We start from the raw sequence: 21,293 nt of genomic DNA, 5'->3' as shown, positions 1-21,293 counted from the left end.
AACATCATTTGTGAGTTGAAGTCACATGTCGCGACACTCGATCAACCGCTCCGGCGAAATGGCCGTCTTCGTCAGGGCCGTCGAACTCGGCGGCTTCTCCGCGGCGGCGCGCGAATGCTGCATGACACCATCGGCAGTGAGCAAACTGGTGCAGCGGCTGGAAGAGAGGCTCGGCGTTCGGCTGATCAACCGGTCGACGCGGCAATTGCAGCTGACGCCGGAGGGTTGCGCCTTCCACGAGCGGGCGGCCCGCATTCTCGCCGATATCGATGACGCGGAGAGACAGGCGGCGGCCGGCGATATGCCGGCGGGCCGTGTTCGCCTCAATGCCAGCGCGTCCTTTGCCACCCATGTGCTGATGCCACTGCTGCCGGAATTTCTGAGCGCCTATCCGGGGCTTTCGGTCGACATCATCCAGACCGATGCCGTCGTCGACCTGATGGCGGAGCGCGTCGACATCGCGATCCGCGCCGGGCCGCTCAAAGCGTCGAGGCTGATTGCGCGCAAGCTTGGCAGTACGTCGATGACCATCGTCGGGGCGCCCTCCTATCTCGAGCGTTGCGGCAAGCCCGAGAGCCTTGACGAGCTGATGGCGCACAACCGCCTGAGCCTCAGCTATATCAGGGCCGTCGATGGTTGGCCGCTGTTGTCCAATGGCGAAGCAATATTGCTTCCGCCGAGCGAAAGGGTGCGGGTGAGCGACGGGGAGGGGTTGCGCCGTCTGGCGCTTGCAGGCGTCGGACTGGCACGGATGGCGACATTCACGGTTCGGGACGACATCGATGCCGGCCGGCTTGTGCCCATTGTCGAACATCTCAATCCGGGAGATCGCGAGACGTTTCACGCTGTGTTTCAGGGCCAGGGCGGTGCGCTGCCGTCGCGCGTCAGGGTGATGCTCGATTTTCTGGCAGCGCGGGCACGGCTGTCCGGCTGATGACGAGACGAGGCGCTCAGCTGTCAGTTAGCCGCAGACGCGATTCCGGCCTTCGGATTTCGCGCGATAAAGCTCGGTGTCGGCGCTTTCGATCAGGCCTTTCCAGCCCGGATTGGCATTGGCGCCGGCGACGCCGAAGCTTGCGGTGACGTTCAGTTCCCGGCCGTCGGCAACGGTGATCGGCGCACCCGCAAGGTTGGACCGGATGCGCTCCGCAAGGGCGCGGGCCGCATCGATATCGTCGCCCGGCGTGATGACGGCGAATTCCTCGCCGCCAAAACGCGCGACCAGATCGGACGAGCGCACGGAGTAGCGAAGGATACGGGCGGTTTCCTTCAGCACGATGTCGCCGACGAGATGGCCGTGGGTGTCGTTGATCTGCTTGAAGTGGTCGATATCCATGAGGATCAGGCAGGCGTTCTTGTCGCTACCTGCCGCATCCTCGGCGCCGCCGATCAGTTCCAGTGCACGACGATTGAGCAGCCCCGTCAGCTCGTCGGTTTCGGCCTGGCGTTCGAGGTGCTTCATCAGGAGCGTGCGTTCGTCGAGCCGCTGTCGCAGCACGTCGATCGCATCGAACAGCCGTCCCATTTCGCCTTCGCCGCCCTTGCCGCTCAATCGCGCGATCGGGCGGTCATTGGCAAGCTCGATGATGCTGTGGCGCGCAAGCAGCAGCGGTTCGAAGACCAGCGATCGCGCGCGACGCATGAGGATGAGGAGAACGATGAACAAGGCGAAGGTTGCCGTGGTGGCGATCGTCAGCTTTATCGAGGCCTGCGTCTTGCTGGTGGCGAGCCTCTCCACCGTGGCGTCCATGAAGTCGCGGCGAAGGATCTCGAGCGGCTTCATCTTCGGAACATAGCGGTCGGTGAATTGTTCGGCCGTCATCGGGTAGTGCCCGGTATGCCTGCCGACCGACACGACGCTGTCGACGATCGCAAAGCCTTCACCAAAGAACTCGTGCTCGATCGCGGCGATATCGGCGATGTTCTTCGGCTTCAACCCCGGCAGCGCGCCCGGCTTGCCGACGACGGACCAGATTTCCTGCAGGCGGCCGCGCGTTCGCTCGCTGTCGGCAATGTTCTTGGCCTGCAATGGTCTTCCGACTGCGACCGGAGCCATAAGCTGAGATGCAAGGCGGCCACCGTCCTCGCGCAGATTGGCGAGCATATGGGCGGCGATGGCGATGCCCGCCAGATCAGGATCGGTGTTCGTCAGGCGCTGGATGTTCCAGTCGAATGCGGGGCGCATCGCGTCGATCACCGCGAACATGTCTTCGATCGCCCTCTGGATTTCCGTCAGGCTGCGGCGTTCCGGCGGCATGGCGGCGATGCGATCGATCTCGGCACGGGCGGCGCTGAGGCGGCGTTGGACTTCGACGAGAATAGGAGAGAGTGCCGCCGCCGGCTCAGACCGGCTGTCATCGGTCGCGCCGGCCACGATTTCGGCAAGCGCTGCATCGCTGCGCGCCCGGAATTCGGCAAGGCGCGCCTGAACCGGAGAGCCCGGGGCGATGCCGATGCCCATCACGCCATTCGACGGCCCGCGCTCGGCTGAGAGATAGGTTGCCGTGTCGAGAACCTGGCAGAAGGCGATGACTTCCCTAAGGTTGCGCCGGGCAATGACGAAATCGGAATAGGAGGCGGCGATGATTTCGGTGGCAAGCACGCCCGTACAGGCCACCACGATGGCAACCAGCCACTGCAGTTTGCGGCGCAGCATCTTGGCGGAGCGAATGTCGCGACCACTCTCGCTGGCCTGTCGCTCATTGTGGGTGTACTTGGTCATTTGCGCGAAGTTGGTCCACCAATGCTACCGGTCATCGTGCCGGAGTCGCGACAATTTCTTGCCGCGGAGAAGGAATGCTTTTCCGCGATCAGTGATACAGGCCGCAGTACTATCGCATAAGGTGTTAAATATCCCTGAAATACCCTAAAATACCATGGGTAAAACCGCAACTGAGGGATGCGTGCGGCGCACGCCATGCGCAATTGCCAGGGGCATGCCGGACGGAGGGCGGTTCGGCCTGCCTGGAGCCTATCGATGGGTACCAGGCAGGTCCGTTTCGATTGCGATTGTATTCAGCCTCTCTGGCCGACAAGGGCGAAGAGGGCACCTTGCGGGTCGAGCGCCTGGATGATCCAGGCTCCACCCGGCACTTCCATGGGCTCAAGGACGATCTTGCCGCCGCCGGACTTGATGCGCTCGATGGCCGTGTCGAGCGCTGCGACGTTGATGTAGTAAAGCCAATAGGGTGACGGGATATCCTTCGGCTTGGTCATCATGCCGCCGGATTGGACCCCGTCGATGGCAAAGATCCGATAGGTGCCCATCTCCCCCATATCCATGTCGTTATCCTTGGTCCAGCCGAAGAGGTCGGCATAGAAGGGGAAGGCCGCGTCGAGGTCGCCGGACATCAGCTCATGCCAGCCGATCTGCCCCGGCGTCATCGGGTCGACAGCGGGGGGCGGCTCGCCGGTGCCGGTGAACAGGGCGAAAACCGCTCCATGCGGGTCGGTGGCGATGGCGAAGCGGCCGATGCCGGGGATATCGTCGGGCGCCCGGTGGATCTTGCCGCCCTTGGCCGCAACCTTCGCCGCAACCGCATCGACATCGTCGACGCCGACATAGCCGAGCCAGGCGGGTGGCGCGTTCATCTCCAGCGCGCCTTCGGGCATGGTCATCAGGCCGGCGACCTGGTGGTCGCCTGAGGTAAACAGGGTATAGCTGACGCCAGGCATGCCGGCGTCGCGGGCATTCCACCCGACGACGTCCTTGTAGAAGGTTTCTGCCGCCTTGGTGTCCGTCGTCATCAGTTCGTACCAGACGAATTTGCCGTGATGGCCTGCCATCTCATGTCCTCCGGTTGCAAAATTGGAAGCCGCGCCGACCGAGGTCGGCCGTGCGGGGTAAGATGCGTGAAATCCTATGTCAGAGGCGGGTGTACTCCGCCGTCATCATTTCCTTCCAGGTCCCGTCATCCGTCCTGACATGCGCCGTCAGCAGGCGTCGGGCTTGGCCGTCAAGGGTTATTGCGTCGCGATACCTGGCCTGTTTGCCTGGAACATCGAAGTCCGGCCCATCGCTGTAGAGTGACAGCGTCAGCCCGTCGGGCTCGAGTTCGCCGTCATAGATCCACAGGTGGGTCATCATCGATCCGACCCAGGTTCCAATGAAGCGTCGTGTTTCGGGGTTGTAGCCGAGCGTCATCAAGGTCTGGCCGAAGTTGCCGTCGGGCATCGTGCCCTGACCTTCGCAGACCGTCCAGAGACCTCGAAGGCTGCGAACATGTTCGGTCCATGGGGTGTCCGTTTCAGGTGCGCCTGATGTGCGCACCTGCCAATCGCCGAGCAATTGTTCGAGCCAGCGATGCGCTTCTTCCGGTTCTGCCTTCACCGAAGTCTCCTCTCCCAGCGATGCCTAAAATTCGATCAGAGATACGACCGGTTCAATCAGAGATACGAGCGGGAAGAAACGCGCCCGGAGCCAAAAGGTTCCGTTCCGGGCGCGGTGCCGGGAGGCTTAACCGGCTTTGCGTCGAGGCGCATCCTCGTATTCGTCGTGGCGGCGCACGAAACCCTGCGTGCCGTCCTCGTTTCGCCCCTTTGGTGCGCGGTCGAGAAGCATCAGCGTGCCGACCAGTTCCTCAAGCCCGCGGGCATAGGTGGAATAGGTGTGGTAGACGGTGCCGTCGTCGGCCTTCTGGAAGGCGCTGAGGCCCGGCAGTTCCTCGTGCGCATTGGCGCTTTCCGTCTCGGTGAAGTTGTAGACGACCTTGCCCTCAGCGAGTTCGGCCGGCGTGAAGGCGACGTGAAAGTCGCTGTTGAAGCCGTTTCCCTCGGCCGAGACCCAGGGGAAATGCCAGTCCATGCGTTTCTTGTAGGCTTCGAGCTTCGAAAGCGGGGCGTTTGATGCCGCGATCAACGTGACGTCGTGGTGATTGAGGTGCGGCAGCATGCCGCCGAAATGGTCGGCGAGGAACGAGCAGCCGGGGCAGCCGGCCTCCCAGGTTGGCCCGAACATGAAGTGGTAGACGACAAGCTGGCTGCGTCCGTCGAAGAGTTCGGCCAACGACCTCTGTCCGTTCGGCGTGTCGAAGACGTAGGGCTTTTCTATCTTCACCCAGGGCAAGGCGCGGCGCGCCGCGTTGACCTTGTCCCTGAGGTGGGTGTGCTCTTTTTCCAGCGCCAGAAGCGCCTTTCGCGCCTTCAGCCATTCCTGTGGCGATACGACCGCATGATCCTGTTTCATGCCCGTTCCTCCGTCAAACGTTGCACTTGACTAATTACGTTGATATCAACATTAATCGGTTATGTCAAAATCGCCCGTCATCCCGTTCGAGACCACATTGTTCGTAAAGGACACCTGCCTGTGCCTGCATGTCCAGCGCGCAGCCCGTGCGATCGCCCGCCAATTCGATGATGCCTTGCGGCCGCTCGATATCACCAACGGCCAGTTTTCCCTGCTGATGTCGCTCAATCGCCCGGTGCCACCGAACATGGGTGTCGTGGCCTCGCTGCTCGCCATGGATCGCACGACGCTGACGGCGGCGCTAAAGCCGCTGGAGCGGCGCGGGCTGGTCGAGATTTTTGCCGACGAAGGGGATCGACGGTCGCGTCGGCTGCGGTTGACGCCAGCGGGTGAGCGCCTGCTGGCGCGCGCCGTACCGATCTGGAAGGCGGCCCACGAGATGGTCGACGAGAGGCTCGGCCAAGGCGGGCCGGAGCGGTTGCGTGCTGATCTCCAGCTGTTTGCCTAGGACACGCTGCGCAAGCGAATTGATGTAACCTGGTTCCAAAGCTGCACACTTTTTGCACGCGATGCTTCTAGCCTGTGGTCGGGCGATCCCGCAGCAGGGCGATGGCTTCGACGATCAATGCCGTTGCCCGCTGCAGCCGCTCCTCGCCGAGCTCCGCGCCAAAGGCGTCGGCCCAGACGGTCTGCCTGGCCTTGATTTCATCCAGCACCTCTTCGCCGCGCGGCGTCGGTACCATCAGCTTGGCCCGCTGGTGTGCGGGATTGTCGCCATAGGTGATCAGTCCTTCTTGTTCGAGCAGGTCGGCGATGCGCTGCACACCCTGCCGAGCAAGACCGAGCGCGCGTGCGGCATCGGCGACCGACATCGGGGCGTGGCTCGCGGCCGCCAATACCTGCCAGCGTGCACTGGTCTGGCCTGAAGGTTTGGCGAGCACGTCGCCTGCTGCCGTCAACGGACCGGCCAGGCGAAGCACCGAAATGGCGAACTGGGCGAAGGCGTCGCCGGCGGGGGTGCGGACAGGGTCATCCATGTTGACAGCGACTACCATTGTGTCACGGTGAATAATGACAGCATGTTGTCATTATGGCGCGCTTGTCGCAAGCGTTTTGATCGCAGGAAGAGAAAATGGGAATGGCCAAGCGGACCTACAAGGGCAATTGCCAGCCAGTACCCCTTCGGAGATCAGGCATCTCGAGATCAGATGCATCTTGTGGACATAGCACTCACCCGCCTGCTTCCGCCTTCTGAAAACCGTAGCGCGCATAATTGACAATATGTTGTCATCATGCGATAAGTGAATTGACAATAAGTTGTCGTGTCGCCGCATTGAAATGTGCGCTGTTCGGGTCTCGAATTGGGAGTGAATGTGATGAAACGAACCTACCGGGGTAGCTGCCATTGCGGAAAGATCCGCTATGAGGCCGATATCGATCTCGACGCCGGTACGGGCAAATGCAATTGCTCGATCTGCTGGAAGAAGCGCTATTGGGGCGCGATCGTGAAGCCGGATGCGTTTCGGCTGCAGGCTGAGGAAGTCGATATCGCCGACTACCAGTTCGGCAGCATGAGCGGGCATCACCGCTTCTGCAAGACCTGTGGGATTGCCGCCTATGGTCACGGCTATATCGAGGAGATCGGCGGCGCCTACTATTCCGTCAATCTGGCCGCCCTCGACGATCTTGATCCGGCAGTGCTTGCCGAAGCGCCGGTGCAATATATGGACGGCCGCAACAACAACTGGTTCCACCCGCCGGCCGAAACGCGTCATCTCTAAGGTCGTCGTGCATCGGAGTGGCCGCAGGGCCGATCTTCAAACCTTTTGGAACTCAAGGTGGTAGGTGACCTCTTCGCCCGTGGTCGGATCGATACCCGGAGCGCTGTGGATCACCAGTTGCTTGCCGTCCAGAATATAGGGGCGGATCAGGTCCGAAGTGCCCCAGTTGGGATTCCAACTCGCATCGACATGATGAGGGCATAGAGCGCACAAAAAAGGCCCCCACGAGCGGGAGCCTTTTGTTTCTCAAATTGTCGAGCGTTCAGCGATCGCCGAGGTCGCGAACCGCGCCGCGGTCTGCGGAGGTGGCGAAGGCGGCGTAAGCCTTGAGTGCTGTCGTCACCTTGCGCTTGCGCACTTCGGTCGGCTTCCAGCCCTTGGTATCCTGCTCGGTGCGGCGGCGGCTAAGTTCTGCCTCGTCGACGCGCAGGCTGATCGTGCGGTTGGGGATGTCGATGTCGATCATGTCGCCTTCGCGCACCAGGCCGATCGTGCCGCCGTTCGCCGCTTCCGGCGAGACGTGGCCGATCGAGAGGCCCGACGTGCCGCCGGAAAACCGGCCGTCGGTGATCAGCGCGCAGGCCTTGCCGAGGCCCTTCGACTTCAGATAGCTCGTCGGATAGAGCATTTCCTGCATGCCCGGGCCGCCCTTCGGACCTTCATAGCGGATGACGACGACGTCGCCCGCCTTGATCTCGTTGGCGAGGATGGCCTTGACCGATGCGTCCTGGCTTTCGAACACCCGTGCCGGACCGGAGAACTTCAGGATGCTCTCATCGACGCCGGCGGTCTTCACGATGCAGCCGTCGAGCGCAATGTTGCCCTTGAGCACGGCGAGGCCGCCGTCCTTGGAGAAGGGGTGTTCGACCGAGCGGATGACGCCCTTTTCGCGGTCGGTGTCCAGTTCGTCCCAGCGGGCTTCCTGGCTGAAAGCGACCTGGGTCGGAATGCCGCCGGGGGCGGCGCGGAAGAAATTGCGCACGGTTTCGCTCGTCGTGCGGGTGATGTCCCAACGGTCGATGGCGTGGCCGAGAGTTTCGCTGTGCACGGTCGGGCAATCGCGGTTGATCAGGCCACCCTTTTCGAGTTCGCCGAGGATCGACATGATGCCGCCGGCGCGGTGCACGTCTTCCATGTGCACGTCGCTCTTGGCCGGCGCCACCTTCGACAGGCAGGGAACCCGGCGCGACAGCCGGTCGATGTCGGCCATGGTGAAATCGACCTCGCCCTCATGGGCGGCGGCGAGAATGTGCAGAACGGTGTTCGTCGAGCCACCCATGGCGATGTCGAGCGCCATGGCGTTTTCGAAGGCCTGCTTGGAGGCGACGTTGCGCGGCAGCACACTCTCGTCTTCCTGCTCGTAGTAGCGACGGGCAATATCGACGACCAGATGCCCGGCCTCGACGAAGAGGCGCTTGCGGTCGGCGTGGGTCGCGAGCGTCGAGCCGTTGCCGGGCAGCGACAGGCCCAGCGCTTCGGTCAGACAGTTCATCGAATTGGCGGTGAACATGCCGGAGCAGGAGCCGCAGGTCGGGCAGGCGGAGCGTTCGATGACCTTGACGTCCTCGTCCGACACATTGTCGTCGGCGGCAGCGACCATGGCATCAACCAGATCGAGCGCATGCGTCTTGCCGTGCAGTACGACCTTGCCGGCCTCCATCGGGCCACCGGAGACGAAGACCGCGGGGATGTTGAGGCGCAGTGCCGCCATCAGCATGCCGGGGGTGATCTTGTCGCAGTTGGAGATGCAGACCATGGCGTCGGCGCAGTGCGCATTGACCATATACTCGACCGAGTCGGCGATGATCTCGCGCGACGGCAGCGAATAGAGCATGCCGTCGTGACCCATGGCGATGCCGTCGTCGACGGCGATCGTGTTGAATTCCTTGGCAACGCCGCCGGCCGCCTCGATCTCGCGGGCGACGAGCTGGCCGAGGTCCTTGAGGTGCACGTGGCCCGGCACGAACTGCGTGAACGAGTTGACCACCGCGATAATAGGCTTGCCGAAGTCGCTGTCCTTCATGCCCGTCGCGCGCCAAAGGCCGCGGGCGCCGGCCATGTTGCGGCCGTGGGTGGTGGTGCGGGAGCGATAGGCAGGCATGGACGGTTTCCTTCAAGGACGAAATGTCATTGTGCTGGTATGGCGGTCACCGACCGCCAGTGCAGGGGCTACCTAGCGCAAAATTGCGTGCACGTCATCTTTTGCGTCAGAATATTTCGACGCCGCGCTGCCCGCATCTCGGCCGGATATTCGCCCCTCGCGGCACTGTAGCCGGGTGCCTTTGGCTTGGACACCCGGCATTTGATCTCCCTTATGAAAATCTTATGCCGCCGGATGCAAGTCGCAATCGAAACCGGACGCGAGGCGGGGTTAGCCTTCACTCATCGACAACGGGTGAGCACCATGACCCTTCACGATTTCAGCTTTCGCCATCGTCCCGAGGCACCGGATCGTCAACCCGGTATCGATCGCTTCGAGGGGGCGGACCGCGCCGAAAGCGGGCCGGATGCCTTGAAGCTCCTGCTCCTGCGCATCGCGGCGGTGCGTCGCCTGCGTGAACACCACGTCTGGGAGGCTGTGCGGCTGCTCCAAGACATGCCCGAGCTGGTCGCCGAAGACTGGCCGTCGCGCCGTTTCCGCGAACTCATGGCCGCCGACGCGCTCGTCGACGCCGTGATCCATCTGACGACCGCGACCGAAGCCAAGCTCTGCCTGCGAACCCTCAGCCATGAATGCGGCCTGTGGACCTGCACGCTTCGCTACGCACCGGCCGATGCCGGCCGCCTGACATTCAAGGCCCGCCACGCCGATCTGGCATCGGCGATCCTTTCGGCCTTCCTGCAATGCTGCCGCGCCTTTCGCTTTTCCATCGAAAGCGACAGCACTCGCCGCGGCCATTTCCCAACCTGAAGGACATTTTCATGAGCGACCATTCGCTTCGCCTCGAAGGGGCGATCACGGCGTTGGTCACGCCATTCAAGGACGGCAAGGTCGACACCATCGGCCTGATGTCGCTCGTCGAATGGCAGATCCGCCACGGCATTTCCGGTATCGTCGCCTGCGGAACCACCGGCGAAGCGGCGACGCTTTCCCGCGCGGAGCGATCGATGGTCATCGAACGGTGTGTCGAGGTCGCCGAAAGGAAGATCCCTGTTATCACGGGCACGGGCACGAACAGCACCGAAACGACGATCGGATTGACCGCTGAGGCCAAGGCGCTCGGCGCCGACGCTGCGCTCATCGTTGCGCCGTACTACAACAAGCCCTCCCAGGAAGGGATCTATCGCCACTATGAGGCGGTCGTCCGGGCGGTCGATTTGCCTGTCATCGTCTACAACGTGCCCTCGCGCACAGGCGTCGATATCGCGCCGCGCACGCTCGAGCGATTGGCGCAGCTACCCGGCATCGTCGGCATCAAGGATGCGACGGGCGACATCGGTCGCTTCCTCGCATCGCCGCCATCGGTCAAGGCGCGGCTCTGCCAACTCTCCGGCAGCGACCAGACGGCGCTGCCGTTCAATCTTTGCGGTGGGCACGGCACGATTTCGGTGGCGGCGAATGTGGTGCCGAGGCTGATGATTTCCCTGCATCACGCGATCGCAACCGGCAACAGCCAGGCAGCCGTCGCCATCCATCAGCGGCTCCAGCCCTTGTTCACCGCGCTTGAACGCGAAACCAATCCGGGCCCGATCAAATACGCCTTGCACCTGGCACGGGGCTTAAACCCCGAAGTCCGGCTGCCGCTGACGACGGTGTCGCCGGAGACGGCGGCCGAGATCCGCTCGGTGCTCGAACCGCTGATCGAGGTTCGTGGCGGTCAACATGTCAGCCCGCGCCTGCCCCTCGCGCTTGCGAGCTGAGGCCACGGCCTTCGACGGGGCGGTTCCATGTCATCGCAGATTGGGCGGCTCTTGCCGCTGTGCACGACCGGCACGGCACGAGCTTCGTATCAAACACAACAAAGGAGACAGACCATGTCACGCTTTCCCCATCTTGCCGCACAGGCGGAACAAAGACGCCGGTCGCAGGGGACCGACAGCTATCCCGCCGACAACGGTGCGGTTCGCGACGCCTTCCTCGGCATCGGCATCCGCCTCGGTATCGTGCTCGGGCTCGCCTACGGCATCCAGACCGTCATTCCCTGGGTCGCCGGCTGAGCCGCCGCACCATTCGTCAACAAGGAACATTCGATCATGGGCAGTATGCAGCAGGTACGTCGCGGTTTGCTGGCACGCGCGCGTTTCGTCGTCGGGCGCGATAGCCACGGATGGTGGGTTGTCTCCGACCGCAAGGGGTTGGTCGGAGGGCTCTTCACCAACGAGGCGGCGGCGATCCATTTCGCAATGGAAGCAAGCGATCGCCATCCCGAAGAGGTTTGCTGCGCGCCGGACGGCACCGCCATCGATCTTGGGATATTTGCGAGGCGGCCGACGCGGCGCAGACACGCTCAACGCCGCGCCCACTCCTGATCTCTAAGCCCCTGTTTCCGTCGGTCGAGAGATCGCGCAACCGACGGAAACAGAATGCAGCATACCTCCCAAGGGGGCATGGTGCGGCCTGTTCGGATCCTGTCAGCCGCTGATGTCTTAATGTTAGTGCTTGCTTGCAAAGCCGTGCGAGCGGGTCCATTCTTTTGCGTTGATTGTGTCCAAACGGCTCTGGATGGCATGCGGCACGCCGGGCCTCTTCGAAGGTTCGCCATTGATGAACTGTCATGAATGCGGTTGCGAGATCGAGGGGCGATTTTCGTTTTGCCCGAGATGCGGAGCCAAGCAGCGGAGCCAGTGTCCGCGCTGTGGCGCGGACTGTCTCCCCAGTTTCGCTTTCTGCCCGAATTGCGGCACGCCGATGGACAAGCCGGCGGCAGCAAAGGTTTTGGTGTCTGGGCAGGCTGCGGTGATGCCGGTGCCAAGGGCGGCACGGGATTCATCCGTACCGGCATCGAGCGACAACGAAGATGCCGACCGCCGCACCGCAACCATCCTTTTTGCCGATCTGTGCGGCTTCACAGGCCTTGGCGAACATATGGATCCGGAGATCCTGCAGACGTTTCAGAACGAGTTCTTTGCAGAGTTGACAGAAGCGGTCGAAGCCTATGGCGGCTTCGTCGACAAATTCATCGGCGATGCGCTGCTCGCCCTCTTCGGCGCCCCGGTGGCGCATGAGGACGATGCCGAGCGAGCCCTTCGGGCGGCAATCGATATGATCGCGCGCGCGAGCCTGATTGGTGAACGTTGGCAGGATCGCATCGGTGCGCCGCTGAACCTGCATATCGGGTTGAATACCGGTACCGTGGTTGCAGGCGGCCTGGGAGCCGGAGACAGCAAATCCTATTCGGTCACGGGCGACGCGGTGAACACCGCCCAGCGCCTGCAGTCAATGGCCGGGCCCGGTGAGATCCTCGTTGGACCGGTCACATATCGCGTGACCCGCCATGCCTTCGCTTATGAAGCGCTGGGTGCAACCGCATTGCGCGGCAAGGCCGGCATCGTCGAGGTGTACCGACTTATCGAGGTTCTTGATGCACCCGGGGCCGCACGCGGTCTGGAGGCCTTGGGCCTGACAGCGCCATTGGTCGGGCGCGATGGGGAAATGAAGCGTCTGCTCAATTGTCTGGAACTTGCCTGTGACGGGACCGCGCAATTGGTGCAGCTGTCCGGTGAAGCGGGGATGGGGAAATCGCGGCTCGTCAACGCGTTTCTGGCGCTGGTCGCCGTCGATCCGCGCTTCGGCCACGTCGTCGTTCGTCGCGCAAGCTCTTCGTCGCTGGGCGAGCCGTCCTACGGGGTTCTGGCGTCTGTCTTGCGCGGGGCCTACGGCATTTCGACCTTCGACACATTGGCGCGAACCACCGAGCTTCTCACTGCAGGGCTGGCGGAGATCGGCTTTACGCCAGAAAAGCTGGAACAGCTTGTGCCGCTTTTCCTTCGCATCCTGGGGATGGGGACGCACGACGAAATGTTGCGGCATGTGGAGCCGGAGCAGATGCGTCGCCAACTCTTTGCGGCGGTTAGAGCCATCTTCGAGCGGCGTCTGTCACGCGCGCCGCTGCTGCTGGTGATCGAGGACCTGCATTGGGCTGATGCCGCGTCGCTCGATGCCATTGCTTTTGCCCTCGACCGGATGGAGGGCGGTCCGTTGATGATGCTGACGACGCAGCGCCCCGACACGGCGGTCGAGCGGCTGAAGCCTGGTCGAACGAGCCTCACGGCGTTGCGACTCGCGCCGCTGACCGAGGCTGAGGGGCGCAGGCTGCTTTCAGCCTTCTTCGGTGCGGATGGCCTGCACCGGGGACTGGCCGGCCGTATACTGGCACGTGCGGGCGGAAATCCACTGTTCATCGAGGAAATCGTACGCGGCTTGATTGAAGTCGACGCCCTGAAGCACCACGGGACAGCCTGGCGGGTGGTCGAGCGCGAGGCCACCGTCGATATTCCCGTGACCATCGAAGCCATGTTGCTGGGCAGGATCGACCGGCTGCAGCCGCAATCGCGCAGACTGCTTCATTATGCGGCGGTCATCGGTCCGCGGTTTGACGTCGACTTGCTGCGGATCGTTGCGGGCGACGAAACCACGATCGATGCGGCGCTGGATCTTCTGTGCGATACCGAGATTATCGAGGAGACGCGGGACGGCCGCTTGCAGGGCGTGCAGACCTACCGCTTTACCCAGACCCTGCTGCAGGAGGTGGTCTACAACAACCTGCTTCTGCGTCGGCGCGCGGAGATTCATGCCGTTGTCGCCGAAAGTCTCGAGCGACGCTACGGCGCACAGACCACAAGGCTGGAGGAGATGGCGCTGCTTGGCCACCATTTCAGCCAGTCGGAGGAAAAGTCGAAAGGCGCACACTATCTGATGGCGGCTGGAGAACACGCGCAGGCGATCTATGCGAACGACGATGCCATCCGGTTCTACAAGCAGGCCATGGCCGCCTGGGCAGCGGTTGGCGAGGAAGGGGCCGAATGGCTTGCCGCCCGCGAGCGAGTCGCCGATCTGCTCAGTCCTTCGGGCCAGCGCGACGCGGCTGCAGGGCACTATGCTTGGCTCCTCGACGTCTATCGCACCACCGACGACCGGGTCTCCGCCGCTCGCATTCAGCGCAAGTTTGGACATCTCCTATGGGAAACGGCGCGGCGCGACGAGGCGTTGGCAGCGTTCGCGGCGGCTGCCCTTCTTTTGGAGAACGCGGACGCGCCGATCGAAAGCGCCCACCTCTCGCAGGAGCGCGGTCACCTGGCCTTTCGCATGGGCAACTATGTCGACGCCATGGCCTGGGCCGACGATGCGTTGAAGCGTGTCGGGACCTTGGCGCCCGAAGCGTTGGACGCTCGACGCGAGATGGATCGCGTAACGGCGGAAGCACTCAATACGAAAGGCGTGGCATTGGCGCGCCTTAACCGCGGCACCGAGGCAATTGCAACGATCGAGCGCAGTGTCGCGGTCGCCGAGGCGGCCGATCTGCTCAATGCAGCTTGCCGAGGCTACACTAACCTTGCCGTTCTCTACACGATCATCGAGCCGCGACGGGCAATCGAAGTCTGCAAATTCGGCTTCGACCTGGCGCAGCGTATACGGGATCTCGGCTTTCAGGCGCGCCTTCTTTCCAATTTGGCCGTGGCCTATTGCACCTTCACGGACCGCTGTGCGGCCGATGGCATTCCGGCGGCCGAACGGGCGATCGCCATCGACCGTGAACTCGATCAGCGCGATCACCTGCCGGTATCGCTGCTGGTACTGGGACAGATCGACCAGTGTCACGGTCGCCCCGATGTCGCGCGTCTCCTGTACGAGGAAGCACTCGAACTCGCTTTCGAAACGCGAGAGGCGCAGCTGCTGTTTCCGTGCTATGATGGTTTGGCGACGCTCTGTCTTGATGCGGGTGATCTCGATGGTGCGGAAAGGCACTTCGCCTCGGCTCGCGACATATGCACTCGGCACGGTCTTGATCCCGAAGCGTTGATGATACTGCCGTTCCTCGACTAGGGCGCCGCAGGGCAGGTCCGTCGAAGGTAAATACGAAGATCCAGATTGCATGATCGGCCGCCGACGGTTTCCGAAAGAGAGACCTGTGTCGCCAATCGGTTCTGCACCGGACGAGGTGGTTGCGTTCATGTCATTGCGCGAGACCTGCCCCCTGCATCTCCGTAACCCACGACCGGCATGAGGAGACAAAATCATGGTTGGACAACACAATGGACCACTACAGCCCGGTGACCGGGCGCCGAACGTGGTGCTCGATGCGATTACCCAGGACGGGCAGATTTCCATTGACGATTTTCGCGGCCGCAAGCCGGTGCTGGTCGGCCTGTTCCGCGGCCTGCATTGCCCCTTCTGCAGGCGCCAGATCGCCGCGATGGCGCAGCTCGACGGGGCCCTGCGCGAAAAGGGCATCGAGAGCCTGACGATCGTCAACACGCCGATCGAGCGGGCCCGGCTCTATTTCCGCTACCACCCGTTGCCGCATTTGCTGGCGGCTTCCGATCCGGAGCGGGTTTCGCATCGGGCGTTCGGCTTGCCCAACCTCGAATTCACCGAGGACGAGGACGTCTGGCCGTACAAGATGGCCCAGAAGACGATGATGGCGATGAAGGTGAACATGCCTGATCTATTGCCGGAACCGATGGACCCGATGGCAGCGACGGCTTATCTCGACAAGGCGGACGCCTACGAGATCACCGACGCCGACGAACGCATGATGGCGACCGGGACGGGGCAACTCGTCGGCGAATTCCTACTCGATCGTGACGGCGTCGTGCGCTGGAGTTTCACCGAGGTGCCGGATGGCGGCAAAAATCTCTTCGGCGTACCGCGCCGCGAAGAACTGATGTCCGTCGCTTCCGCCGTCGCACATTGAAGGCGTCTTCGGTCGTCGGGCAGCCTGTTCGACATGAACCCCGCCGGTCCAAGCGATCGACGGGGATTTCGTTGCCGCAGCGCGTTTAGAGCGTTTCCGGTTTAGACGGAGTCGCGGAAACGCTCCATCTCCTTGTTTCTACGCATTTCCTGACGGAAAACCGCTTCGCACTTTTCCTGGAAATGCTCTAGCCGAGCGAGGCGATCGCCTCCTCGATCAGCGCGACGATGTCTGTCGGGTGAGAGGCCAGCGACGCGTGGCTCGCGTCGAGCGTGATCGTCTTTTTCGCCTTGATGCGCTCGGCCATCCACTGTTCGGTTTCCGGCGGTATCATGTTGTCGCGGCTCGACACCTGATACCAGCTGGGTTTCACCTTCCATGCCGGCGGGCCGGACTTGTCTTCAAAGCAACGTCCGGCAATCGGCTTCTGCGTGACGGCCATGACAAGCGCTTCGGTCTCGCCGAGATCCTGGCCGAAGCTCTGGCGGAACGTCGCCTGGTCGAGCCAGAGGAAACCGTCCTTGTCGGGCCGGATGCTGCCGGCGCCGGAAGGGGCGTCGCGGCGGGCGAAGATGCTGCCGAGGCTGTCGCCTTCGTCGGGCGCGAAAGCGGCGATATAGACCAGACCGGCGACATTCGGTGCGTGGCCGGCGCCGGTGATCACGGCGCCGCCATAGGAATGGCCGACCAGCAAGGTCGGCCCGTCCTGCGCGGCCACAAGTTTCGTTGTCCGGTCGATGTCGTCGGCAAGCGACGTCAGCGGGTTCTGAACCGCTGCGATCCTGTAGCCCTTGGCGTGCAGCGGCGGTATGACGTGACGCCAATGCGAGGCGTCGCCCCAGGCGCCGTGTACCAGGACGATGTTCTTGATGGCTGGCATTGTCCGTTCCTTTCTTTCCCGCTCGGGCTCTCGAAGCCTGGGCACTTTACCGCCGACAGGGCGCTTGCCTCATGTCGGGCGGGCGCGCTGAGCTTGCGGGAGCAAGGTAGGGCGGCAAGGCAGGCCGATCCATGACGCGGCCCCATTATTTCGTGCAGCGGCTCCGGGTTGCGGTGCCATCGCTCGGCGTCTTGCGCAGCAATGCCGTCAAGGCGCCGGTTTCCGATCTGTGCTCGTCGGTCCTTGGCCGGGGTCAGATGCTGCATTCGGGAATGCATCAGCGATAGACAGCGCCGGCGGTTGATCGCCGAACCTGCGTTTCGTTCTTCGTCTGTTTGAAAGTTTCTGGCGATCGGGAGGTTCGCCTGAGTAAGGATGGTGGGCGTGACAGGGATTGAACCTGTGACCCCTACGATGTCAACGTAGTGCTCTCCCGCTGAGCTACACGCCCATCCGATGAGGCGCATAGACCATAGAACCCGCCGTCGCGTCAATAGGGTTTTCGAAGGTTTTTTGACAGAAATTTCGCTGGTCGTTTTCAGCCGCCGCACGCCGCCTGTTATAGCCCGCGGGAAGCCCCGGATTTCCGGGCTTTGCGCTTAAGTCACTGAAATGAAAAGACCGCCGAAGATCCCTGTGGATCGCGGCGGTCGATCTGAAATCCGCGCCGGTCCGGAGCAAGTGTCGCGGACGGCGGCGGCGGCTGTGGGAAAATGTCTGGCGTCAGGCGGCCAGCATCTTGTTGACCTCGTCGACGAGGTCGCGAAGGTGGAAGGGCTTCGACAGGACCTTGGCGTCCTTCGGGGCTTTCGAATCCGGGTTCAGCGCGACCGCGGCAAAGCCGGTGATGAACATCACCTTGAGATCCGGATCGAGTTCGGTCGCCCGGCGGGCAAGCTCGATGCCGTCCATCTCGGGCATGACGATGTCGGTCAGGAGAAGCGAGAACGGCTCTTCGCGAAGGCGGTCGTAGGCGCTGGCGCCGTTGTCATAGGACATGACCTTGTAGCCAGCCTTTTCGAGCGCCTTCACCAGGAAGCGGCGCATATCGTTGTCGTCTTCGGCAAGAAGGATTTTCACAGTCATGAACTCGGCCGTTGCTTCTCTTTATTCATTGCGTATGGATTGCGGCGTTCTATCCAAACCGCAACGGGGTAAATATCTCGTGAACGCGGCGCGTCAACTCCCCAGAAACCGGAGTGGGCGCACTATGGACACAGAGCCGACCAACTGGCAACATGATGACGACAGCAAGAACCGGACATGGTAAAAAGGGTTCCGATGGGGGAGATGACGGAGAGGGAGCTGTTTGAGGTTCTGGAACCTGCAAGTCAGCGGATTCCCTTCGTATTCAACTCGCCCCATAGCGGCCGCTCTTATCCACAGGCCTTTCTCGATCAGTCGCGCCTCGATGCGCTGGCGATCCGCCGTTCCGAAGATCACTACGTCGACGAGCTGTTCCAGAATGCGATGTTCCTTGGTGCGCCGATGCTGCTGGCGCACTTCCCGCGGGCCTTCCTCGACGTCAATCGCGAGCCTTACGAACTCGACCCGCGCATGTTCGACGGACCGGTGCCGCCGCACGCCAACATCAGTTCGATGCGGGTGGCCGGCGGCCTTGGAACCGTGCCGCGGCTTGTCGCCGAGAACATGGAAATCTATCGTGGCCGCTTTCCCGTCGAAGAGGCGCTGGCGCGGATCGAGACGATCTACAAGCCCTACCATGCCACCTTGCGCAAGCTGATTGCCCGCACGCATGTCCAGTTCGGCCTGTCAGTGTTGGTCGATTGCCATTCGATGCCCGGCAACGTGCAGCTGCCGGGCAGCCCCCAGCGGCCGGACTTCATCATCGGCGATCGTTACGGCACCAGCGCTGCGGCGGAACTGTCGAGGATGGCCGTCGATCTGCTGCAGGAGCTCGGCTACACCGTTGCCCGCAACAAGCCCTATGCCGGCGGCTTCATCACAGAACACTACGGCCGGCCGAGTCGCGGTCTGCACGCGCTGCAGATCGAGATCAATCGCGGGCTTTATGTCGATGAGACGACGCTGACCAGGAAGCCCGGTTTCGGCGCGCTGGTCGCCGATCTCACCAGCTTTATTGCTTCGCTGGCGCGTCATGTCGAGGATTATGGCGCCTATCTGCCGCTTGCCGCGGAGTAGACCTCAAAAAGAACCGCGCCGGTGGCGCGGTTAAGTCTAGGGAGGAAACACCCAAGGAGGGTATTTACAGTCACGAGTGACTGCAGAAAAACCCTAATATTGCACTGCACAATTGTCAAGTTGAACCAGTGAAAACTTTTGCAGTGCATCAAAGGAATTTCACTGCATCGACAGCGTTGAAACGATACAGTGCCGTGCGTCAAACATGACGCGCAAAGGACGTTGTAACGCTTTAAACGTGCTGCATAATTTTATCCCTAAATCGGATCCGATTTAAGGAATTATGCAGTAGGGACGCCACGCCTTATCCGATCGCTGACGGCCTGCCGCCTGGCCGTTTGCCTTTCTGCAAATTTCGTCTATGCAGATCGGACCTTCCTGTTTCCTTCCCTAAAGAGAGTGACATGCTACCGGACCGCTCCTTTTTCGATCGTCTCGCCGATGCCGCCAAGGCGGAAACCTTGCCGCGCTTCCGTATCGGCACGAGCGTCGTCAACAAGCTCGAGGGCGGTTTCGACCCGGTGACGGAAGCCGACCAGTCGGCGGAAGCTGCGATCCGGGCCCTGATCGAGGCGAATTTCCCCGGTCACGGCATCCTCGGCGAGGAGCATGGCAATGTCGGGCTCGATCGCGAATATGTCTGGGTGATCGATCCGATCGATGGCACGCGCGCCTTCATCTCCGGTCTGCCGGTCTGGGGCACGCTGATCGGTCTTTATCGCAATGGCGATGCGGTGATGGGCCTGATGGATCAGCCGTTTACCGGCGAACGCTTCCTTGCCGATGGCAAGCAGGCGCTCTATCGCGGCCCCGGCGGCGACAAGGTGCTTTCGACCCGCGCCTGCGACACGCTTTCCGACGCGGTGCTGTTCACGACCTCGCCGCATCTCTACACCGGCGACAACAAGATCCGCTTCGAGGCGCTGCAGGACAAGGTGCGCCTGTTCCGCTACGGCTGCGATTGCTACGCCTTTGCGCTGCTTGCGGCCGGTCACGTCGACCTGGTGATCGAGTGCGGGCTGAAGCCCTATGACGTCGGCGGCCTTATCCCGCTGATCGAGCAGGCCGGCGGCGTCATCACCAACTGGCAGGGCGGCCCGGCGGAAATGGGCGGCGAGGTCATCGCTGCCGGCAGCGCCGCGCTGCATGCGCAGGCGCTGGAAATTCTCAAAGGCTGATACCAACGCAGGTTGGTTACGAGTTCTGTCAGGCCGCTTCGCCTTCGTCCTTGTCGTCCTCCTCGGGAATGACGAAGGCAAGAATTGCCGCCATGGCCTGGGCGCGATAGCGATCGGCCTCGTGCAGCAGTTCGTGGCGCGCGCCATCGATCGGGATCATATGGGCAGCGCGGAAATTGCGGGCCAGCCACTCGACGGCGAGATGCGGCACCAGGCGGTCGGCTGTCGGTGCCAGGATGATCGTCGGCAGGGTGATGCGGGTGAGGTGCTCGCGTCGGGCGACACGTCGCATCGCGCGAAACGCTTCAGTCAGCCAGCGCGCCGACGGCGGGCCAAGCCGCAATTCCGGATAGGCTTCTGTCATGGCCAGGTTGCGTGCATAGCGCCGGCGATCGGCGGTCAGCACATTGTTTTCAAAGGGGCGATTGCCCTTGTCGGCGTGCAGCGGCAACCGCCCGAGGCCGAGCCAGCGCATCACTGTTGCCATGCTGGCGATGCTGCGTCCGCCGATCACCTGCCCGCCGAGGCCGACAAAGGGGGCGAGCACCACCAATCGATCGATGCGGCTCGAAAGCAGCGGGGCGAGCGACAACGCGACCAGCGCGCCCATGGAGTGAGCGACGATGGAAAAGGGCAGCCGGGTGTCCGGCAGCACAATCTGCTCGAGGAAGGTGGTCAGATCGCGCTCGTAGTCAGAGAAACGCTCGACATGGCCGCGCCGGGCATCGGGCAGGAGCCGCTCCGAGCCCGCCTGGCCGCGCCAATCGAAGGTGGCGACCCAGAGGCCGGCAGCGTTGAGTTCGGCAATGGTCTCGAAGTATTTCTCGATCGATTCGTTGCGGCCCTGCAGCACGACCACGGTGCCGCGCGCGACCGGTGTGCTGGTCTTGAAGATGGCATAGCGGATCTTGCGGCCACCGGCTCCATCGAAGAAGCCCGCCACGTGATTGTCCGGTATCGGATTATCAGGTGTGGAGCGGAGGATCGTGGTCATGACGGATGAAACCAGGGTGAAGGCGCGTTGATCGGTATCATCAGGGATAGGCGGCGGGCTTGGCGCCGTCAAAGAAAAAAGCCGGAAACGGTGGGTGAAATCCGGACGATCACCGTTTCCGGCCGCTGAAGGAGAAGGGACATGTCACTTCAGCCCCAGGAGAGTTCCTCCCAGTGTGGTTGTTCTAACGCCCACGATCTGAACCGCGGCCGAACCTGCCATTCATCCGCCATTCACCTGCCAAGAATCTTCGGGCG

General features: G+C 62.5%; 20 protein-coding genes and 1 tRNA gene. 11 read left to right on the top strand and 10 right to left on the bottom strand.

The features are described from left to right. Positions 1–25 precede the first annotated feature (25 nt). The gene (locus BC360_RS28755; protein WP_065780991.1) at positions 26–934 is read left to right on the top strand and encodes a LysR family transcriptional regulator; all 909 of its coding nucleotides are present in this window, start codon (positions 26–28) and stop codon (positions 932–934) included. 27 nt (positions 935–961) lie between these two features. Here BC360_RS28755 and BC360_RS28750 read toward each other — a convergent pair whose 3' ends face one another. From BC360_RS28750 to BC360_RS28735, 4 genes are all read right to left on the bottom strand, one after another. Further along, positions 962–2,722 (bottom strand): diguanylate cyclase, encoded by a 1,761-nt coding sequence (locus tag BC360_RS28750; RefSeq protein WP_065797761.1) that lies wholly within the window; start codon positions 2,720–2,722, stop codon positions 962–964. Between the two features lie 293 nt (positions 2,723–3,015). Beyond that, a complete protein-coding gene (locus tag BC360_RS28745; RefSeq protein ID WP_065797760.1) occupies positions 3,016–3,786 on the bottom strand; it encodes a VOC family protein in 771 nt (256 codons plus the stop codon). Positions 3,787–3,865: 79 nt separating this feature from the next. Beyond that, positions 3,866–4,330 carry a DUF1579 domain-containing protein gene (locus BC360_RS28740; protein ID WP_065780988.1) on the bottom strand — a complete coding sequence of 155 codons (465 nt, stop codon included), beginning with the start codon at positions 4,328–4,330 and terminating at the stop codon, positions 3,866–3,868. A gap of 126 nt (positions 4,331–4,456) precedes the next feature. Then, positions 4,457–5,185 carry a DUF899 domain-containing protein gene (locus tag BC360_RS28735; protein ID WP_065797759.1) on the bottom strand — a complete coding sequence of 243 codons (729 nt, stop codon included), beginning with the start codon at positions 5,183–5,185 and terminating at the stop codon, positions 4,457–4,459. A 61-nt stretch (positions 5,186–5,246) separates the two neighbouring features. On the opposite strand from BC360_RS28735, the gene BC360_RS28730 reads away from it, so the two are divergent. Beyond that, positions 5,247–5,693 (top strand): MarR family winged helix-turn-helix transcriptional regulator, encoded by a 447-nt coding sequence (locus BC360_RS28730; RefSeq protein WP_065797758.1) that lies wholly within the window; start codon positions 5,247–5,249, stop codon positions 5,691–5,693. 67 nt (positions 5,694–5,760) lie between these two features. On the opposite strand, the gene BC360_RS28725 is transcribed toward BC360_RS28730, so the two are convergent. Continuing rightward, positions 5,761–6,222 carry a MarR family winged helix-turn-helix transcriptional regulator gene (locus BC360_RS28725; RefSeq protein ID WP_065781149.1) on the bottom strand — a complete coding sequence of 154 codons (462 nt, stop codon included), beginning with the start codon at positions 6,220–6,222 and terminating at the stop codon, positions 5,761–5,763. Between the two features lie 339 nt (positions 6,223–6,561). Between BC360_RS28725 and BC360_RS28720 the strand changes: the two genes are divergently transcribed. Beyond that, positions 6,562–6,966: a GFA family protein gene (locus BC360_RS28720; RefSeq protein WP_065797757.1), complete on the top strand. Its 405-nt coding sequence runs from the start codon at positions 6,562–6,564 to the stop codon at positions 6,964–6,966. Positions 6,967–7,228: 262 nt separating this feature from the next. On the opposite strand, the gene ilvD is transcribed toward BC360_RS28720, so the two are convergent. Further along, on the bottom strand, positions 7,229–9,067 hold the full coding sequence (ilvD, locus tag BC360_RS28715) for a dihydroxy-acid dehydratase (RefSeq protein WP_065797756.1): 1,839 nt from the start codon (positions 9,065–9,067) through the stop codon (positions 7,229–7,231). 303 nt (positions 9,068–9,370) lie between these two features. Between ilvD and BC360_RS28710 the strand changes: the two genes are divergently transcribed. From BC360_RS28710 to BC360_RS28685, 6 genes are all read left to right on the top strand, one after another. Beyond that, a complete protein-coding gene (locus BC360_RS28710) occupies positions 9,371–9,877 on the top strand; it encodes a hypothetical protein (protein ID WP_065780983.1) in 507 nt (168 codons plus the stop codon). 11 nt (positions 9,878–9,888) lie between these two features. Then, the gene (gene dapA / locus BC360_RS28705; RefSeq protein ID WP_065797755.1) at positions 9,889–10,827 is read left to right on the top strand and encodes a 4-hydroxy-tetrahydrodipicolinate synthase; all 939 of its coding nucleotides are present in this window, start codon (positions 9,889–9,891) and stop codon (positions 10,825–10,827) included. Positions 10,828–10,941: 114 nt separating this feature from the next. Further along, positions 10,942–11,124: a hypothetical protein gene (locus BC360_RS28700; RefSeq protein WP_065780981.1), complete on the top strand. Its 183-nt coding sequence runs from the start codon at positions 10,942–10,944 to the stop codon at positions 11,122–11,124. 36 nt (positions 11,125–11,160) lie between these two features. Further along, on the top strand, positions 11,161–11,436 hold the full coding sequence (locus BC360_RS28695; RefSeq protein ID WP_065780980.1) for a hypothetical protein: 276 nt from the start codon (positions 11,161–11,163) through the stop codon (positions 11,434–11,436). A 235-nt stretch (positions 11,437–11,671) separates the two neighbouring features. After that, positions 11,672–14,950 carry an adenylate/guanylate cyclase domain-containing protein gene (locus tag BC360_RS28690; protein WP_065797852.1) on the top strand — a complete coding sequence of 1,093 codons (3,279 nt, stop codon included), beginning with the start codon at positions 11,672–11,674 and terminating at the stop codon, positions 14,948–14,950. A 193-nt stretch (positions 14,951–15,143) separates the two neighbouring features. Then, entirely contained in the window at positions 15,144–15,821 is a 678-nt protein-coding gene (locus tag BC360_RS28685) for a peroxiredoxin-like family protein (RefSeq protein WP_065780979.1), read from the top strand. A 187-nt stretch (positions 15,822–16,008) separates the two neighbouring features. Here the strand turns inward: BC360_RS28685 and BC360_RS28680 are convergent, their stop codons facing one another. From BC360_RS28680 to cpdR1, 3 genes are all read right to left on the bottom strand, one after another. After that, a complete protein-coding gene (locus BC360_RS28680) occupies positions 16,009–16,701 on the bottom strand; it encodes an alpha/beta fold hydrolase (RefSeq protein WP_065797754.1) in 693 nt (230 codons plus the stop codon). A 376-nt stretch (positions 16,702–17,077) separates the two neighbouring features. Continuing rightward, positions 17,078–17,152, bottom strand: a tRNA-Val gene (locus BC360_RS28675). A gap of 272 nt (positions 17,153–17,424) precedes the next feature. Further along, the gene (gene cpdR1 / locus BC360_RS28670; protein WP_025424823.1) at positions 17,425–17,787 is read right to left on the bottom strand and encodes a response regulator CpdR1; all 363 of its coding nucleotides are present in this window, start codon (positions 17,785–17,787) and stop codon (positions 17,425–17,427) included. 195 nt (positions 17,788–17,982) lie between these two features. Between cpdR1 and BC360_RS28665 the strand changes: the two genes are divergently transcribed. Next, positions 17,983–18,864: an N-formylglutamate amidohydrolase gene (locus BC360_RS28665; protein ID WP_065797753.1), complete on the top strand. Its 882-nt coding sequence runs from the start codon at positions 17,983–17,985 to the stop codon at positions 18,862–18,864. Positions 18,865–19,268: 404 nt separating this feature from the next. Further along, entirely contained in the window at positions 19,269–20,042 is a 774-nt protein-coding gene (hisN, locus tag BC360_RS28660; protein ID WP_065797752.1) for a histidinol-phosphatase, read from the top strand. Between the two features lie 28 nt (positions 20,043–20,070). Here the strand turns inward: hisN and BC360_RS28655 are convergent, their stop codons facing one another. Beyond that, positions 20,071–21,036: an alpha/beta fold hydrolase gene (locus tag BC360_RS28655; RefSeq protein WP_065780975.1), complete on the bottom strand. Its 966-nt coding sequence runs from the start codon at positions 21,034–21,036 to the stop codon at positions 20,071–20,073. Positions 21,037–21,293 lie beyond the last annotated feature (257 nt).

Origin of the sequence: Ensifer sp. LC163, assembly GCF_001695855.1 — a bacterium.
In the GTDB taxonomy this organism is placed as follows: domain Bacteria; phylum Pseudomonadota; class Alphaproteobacteria; order Rhizobiales; family Rhizobiaceae; genus Ensifer.
This window is presented reverse-complemented; position numbering and strand designations above follow the sequence as displayed.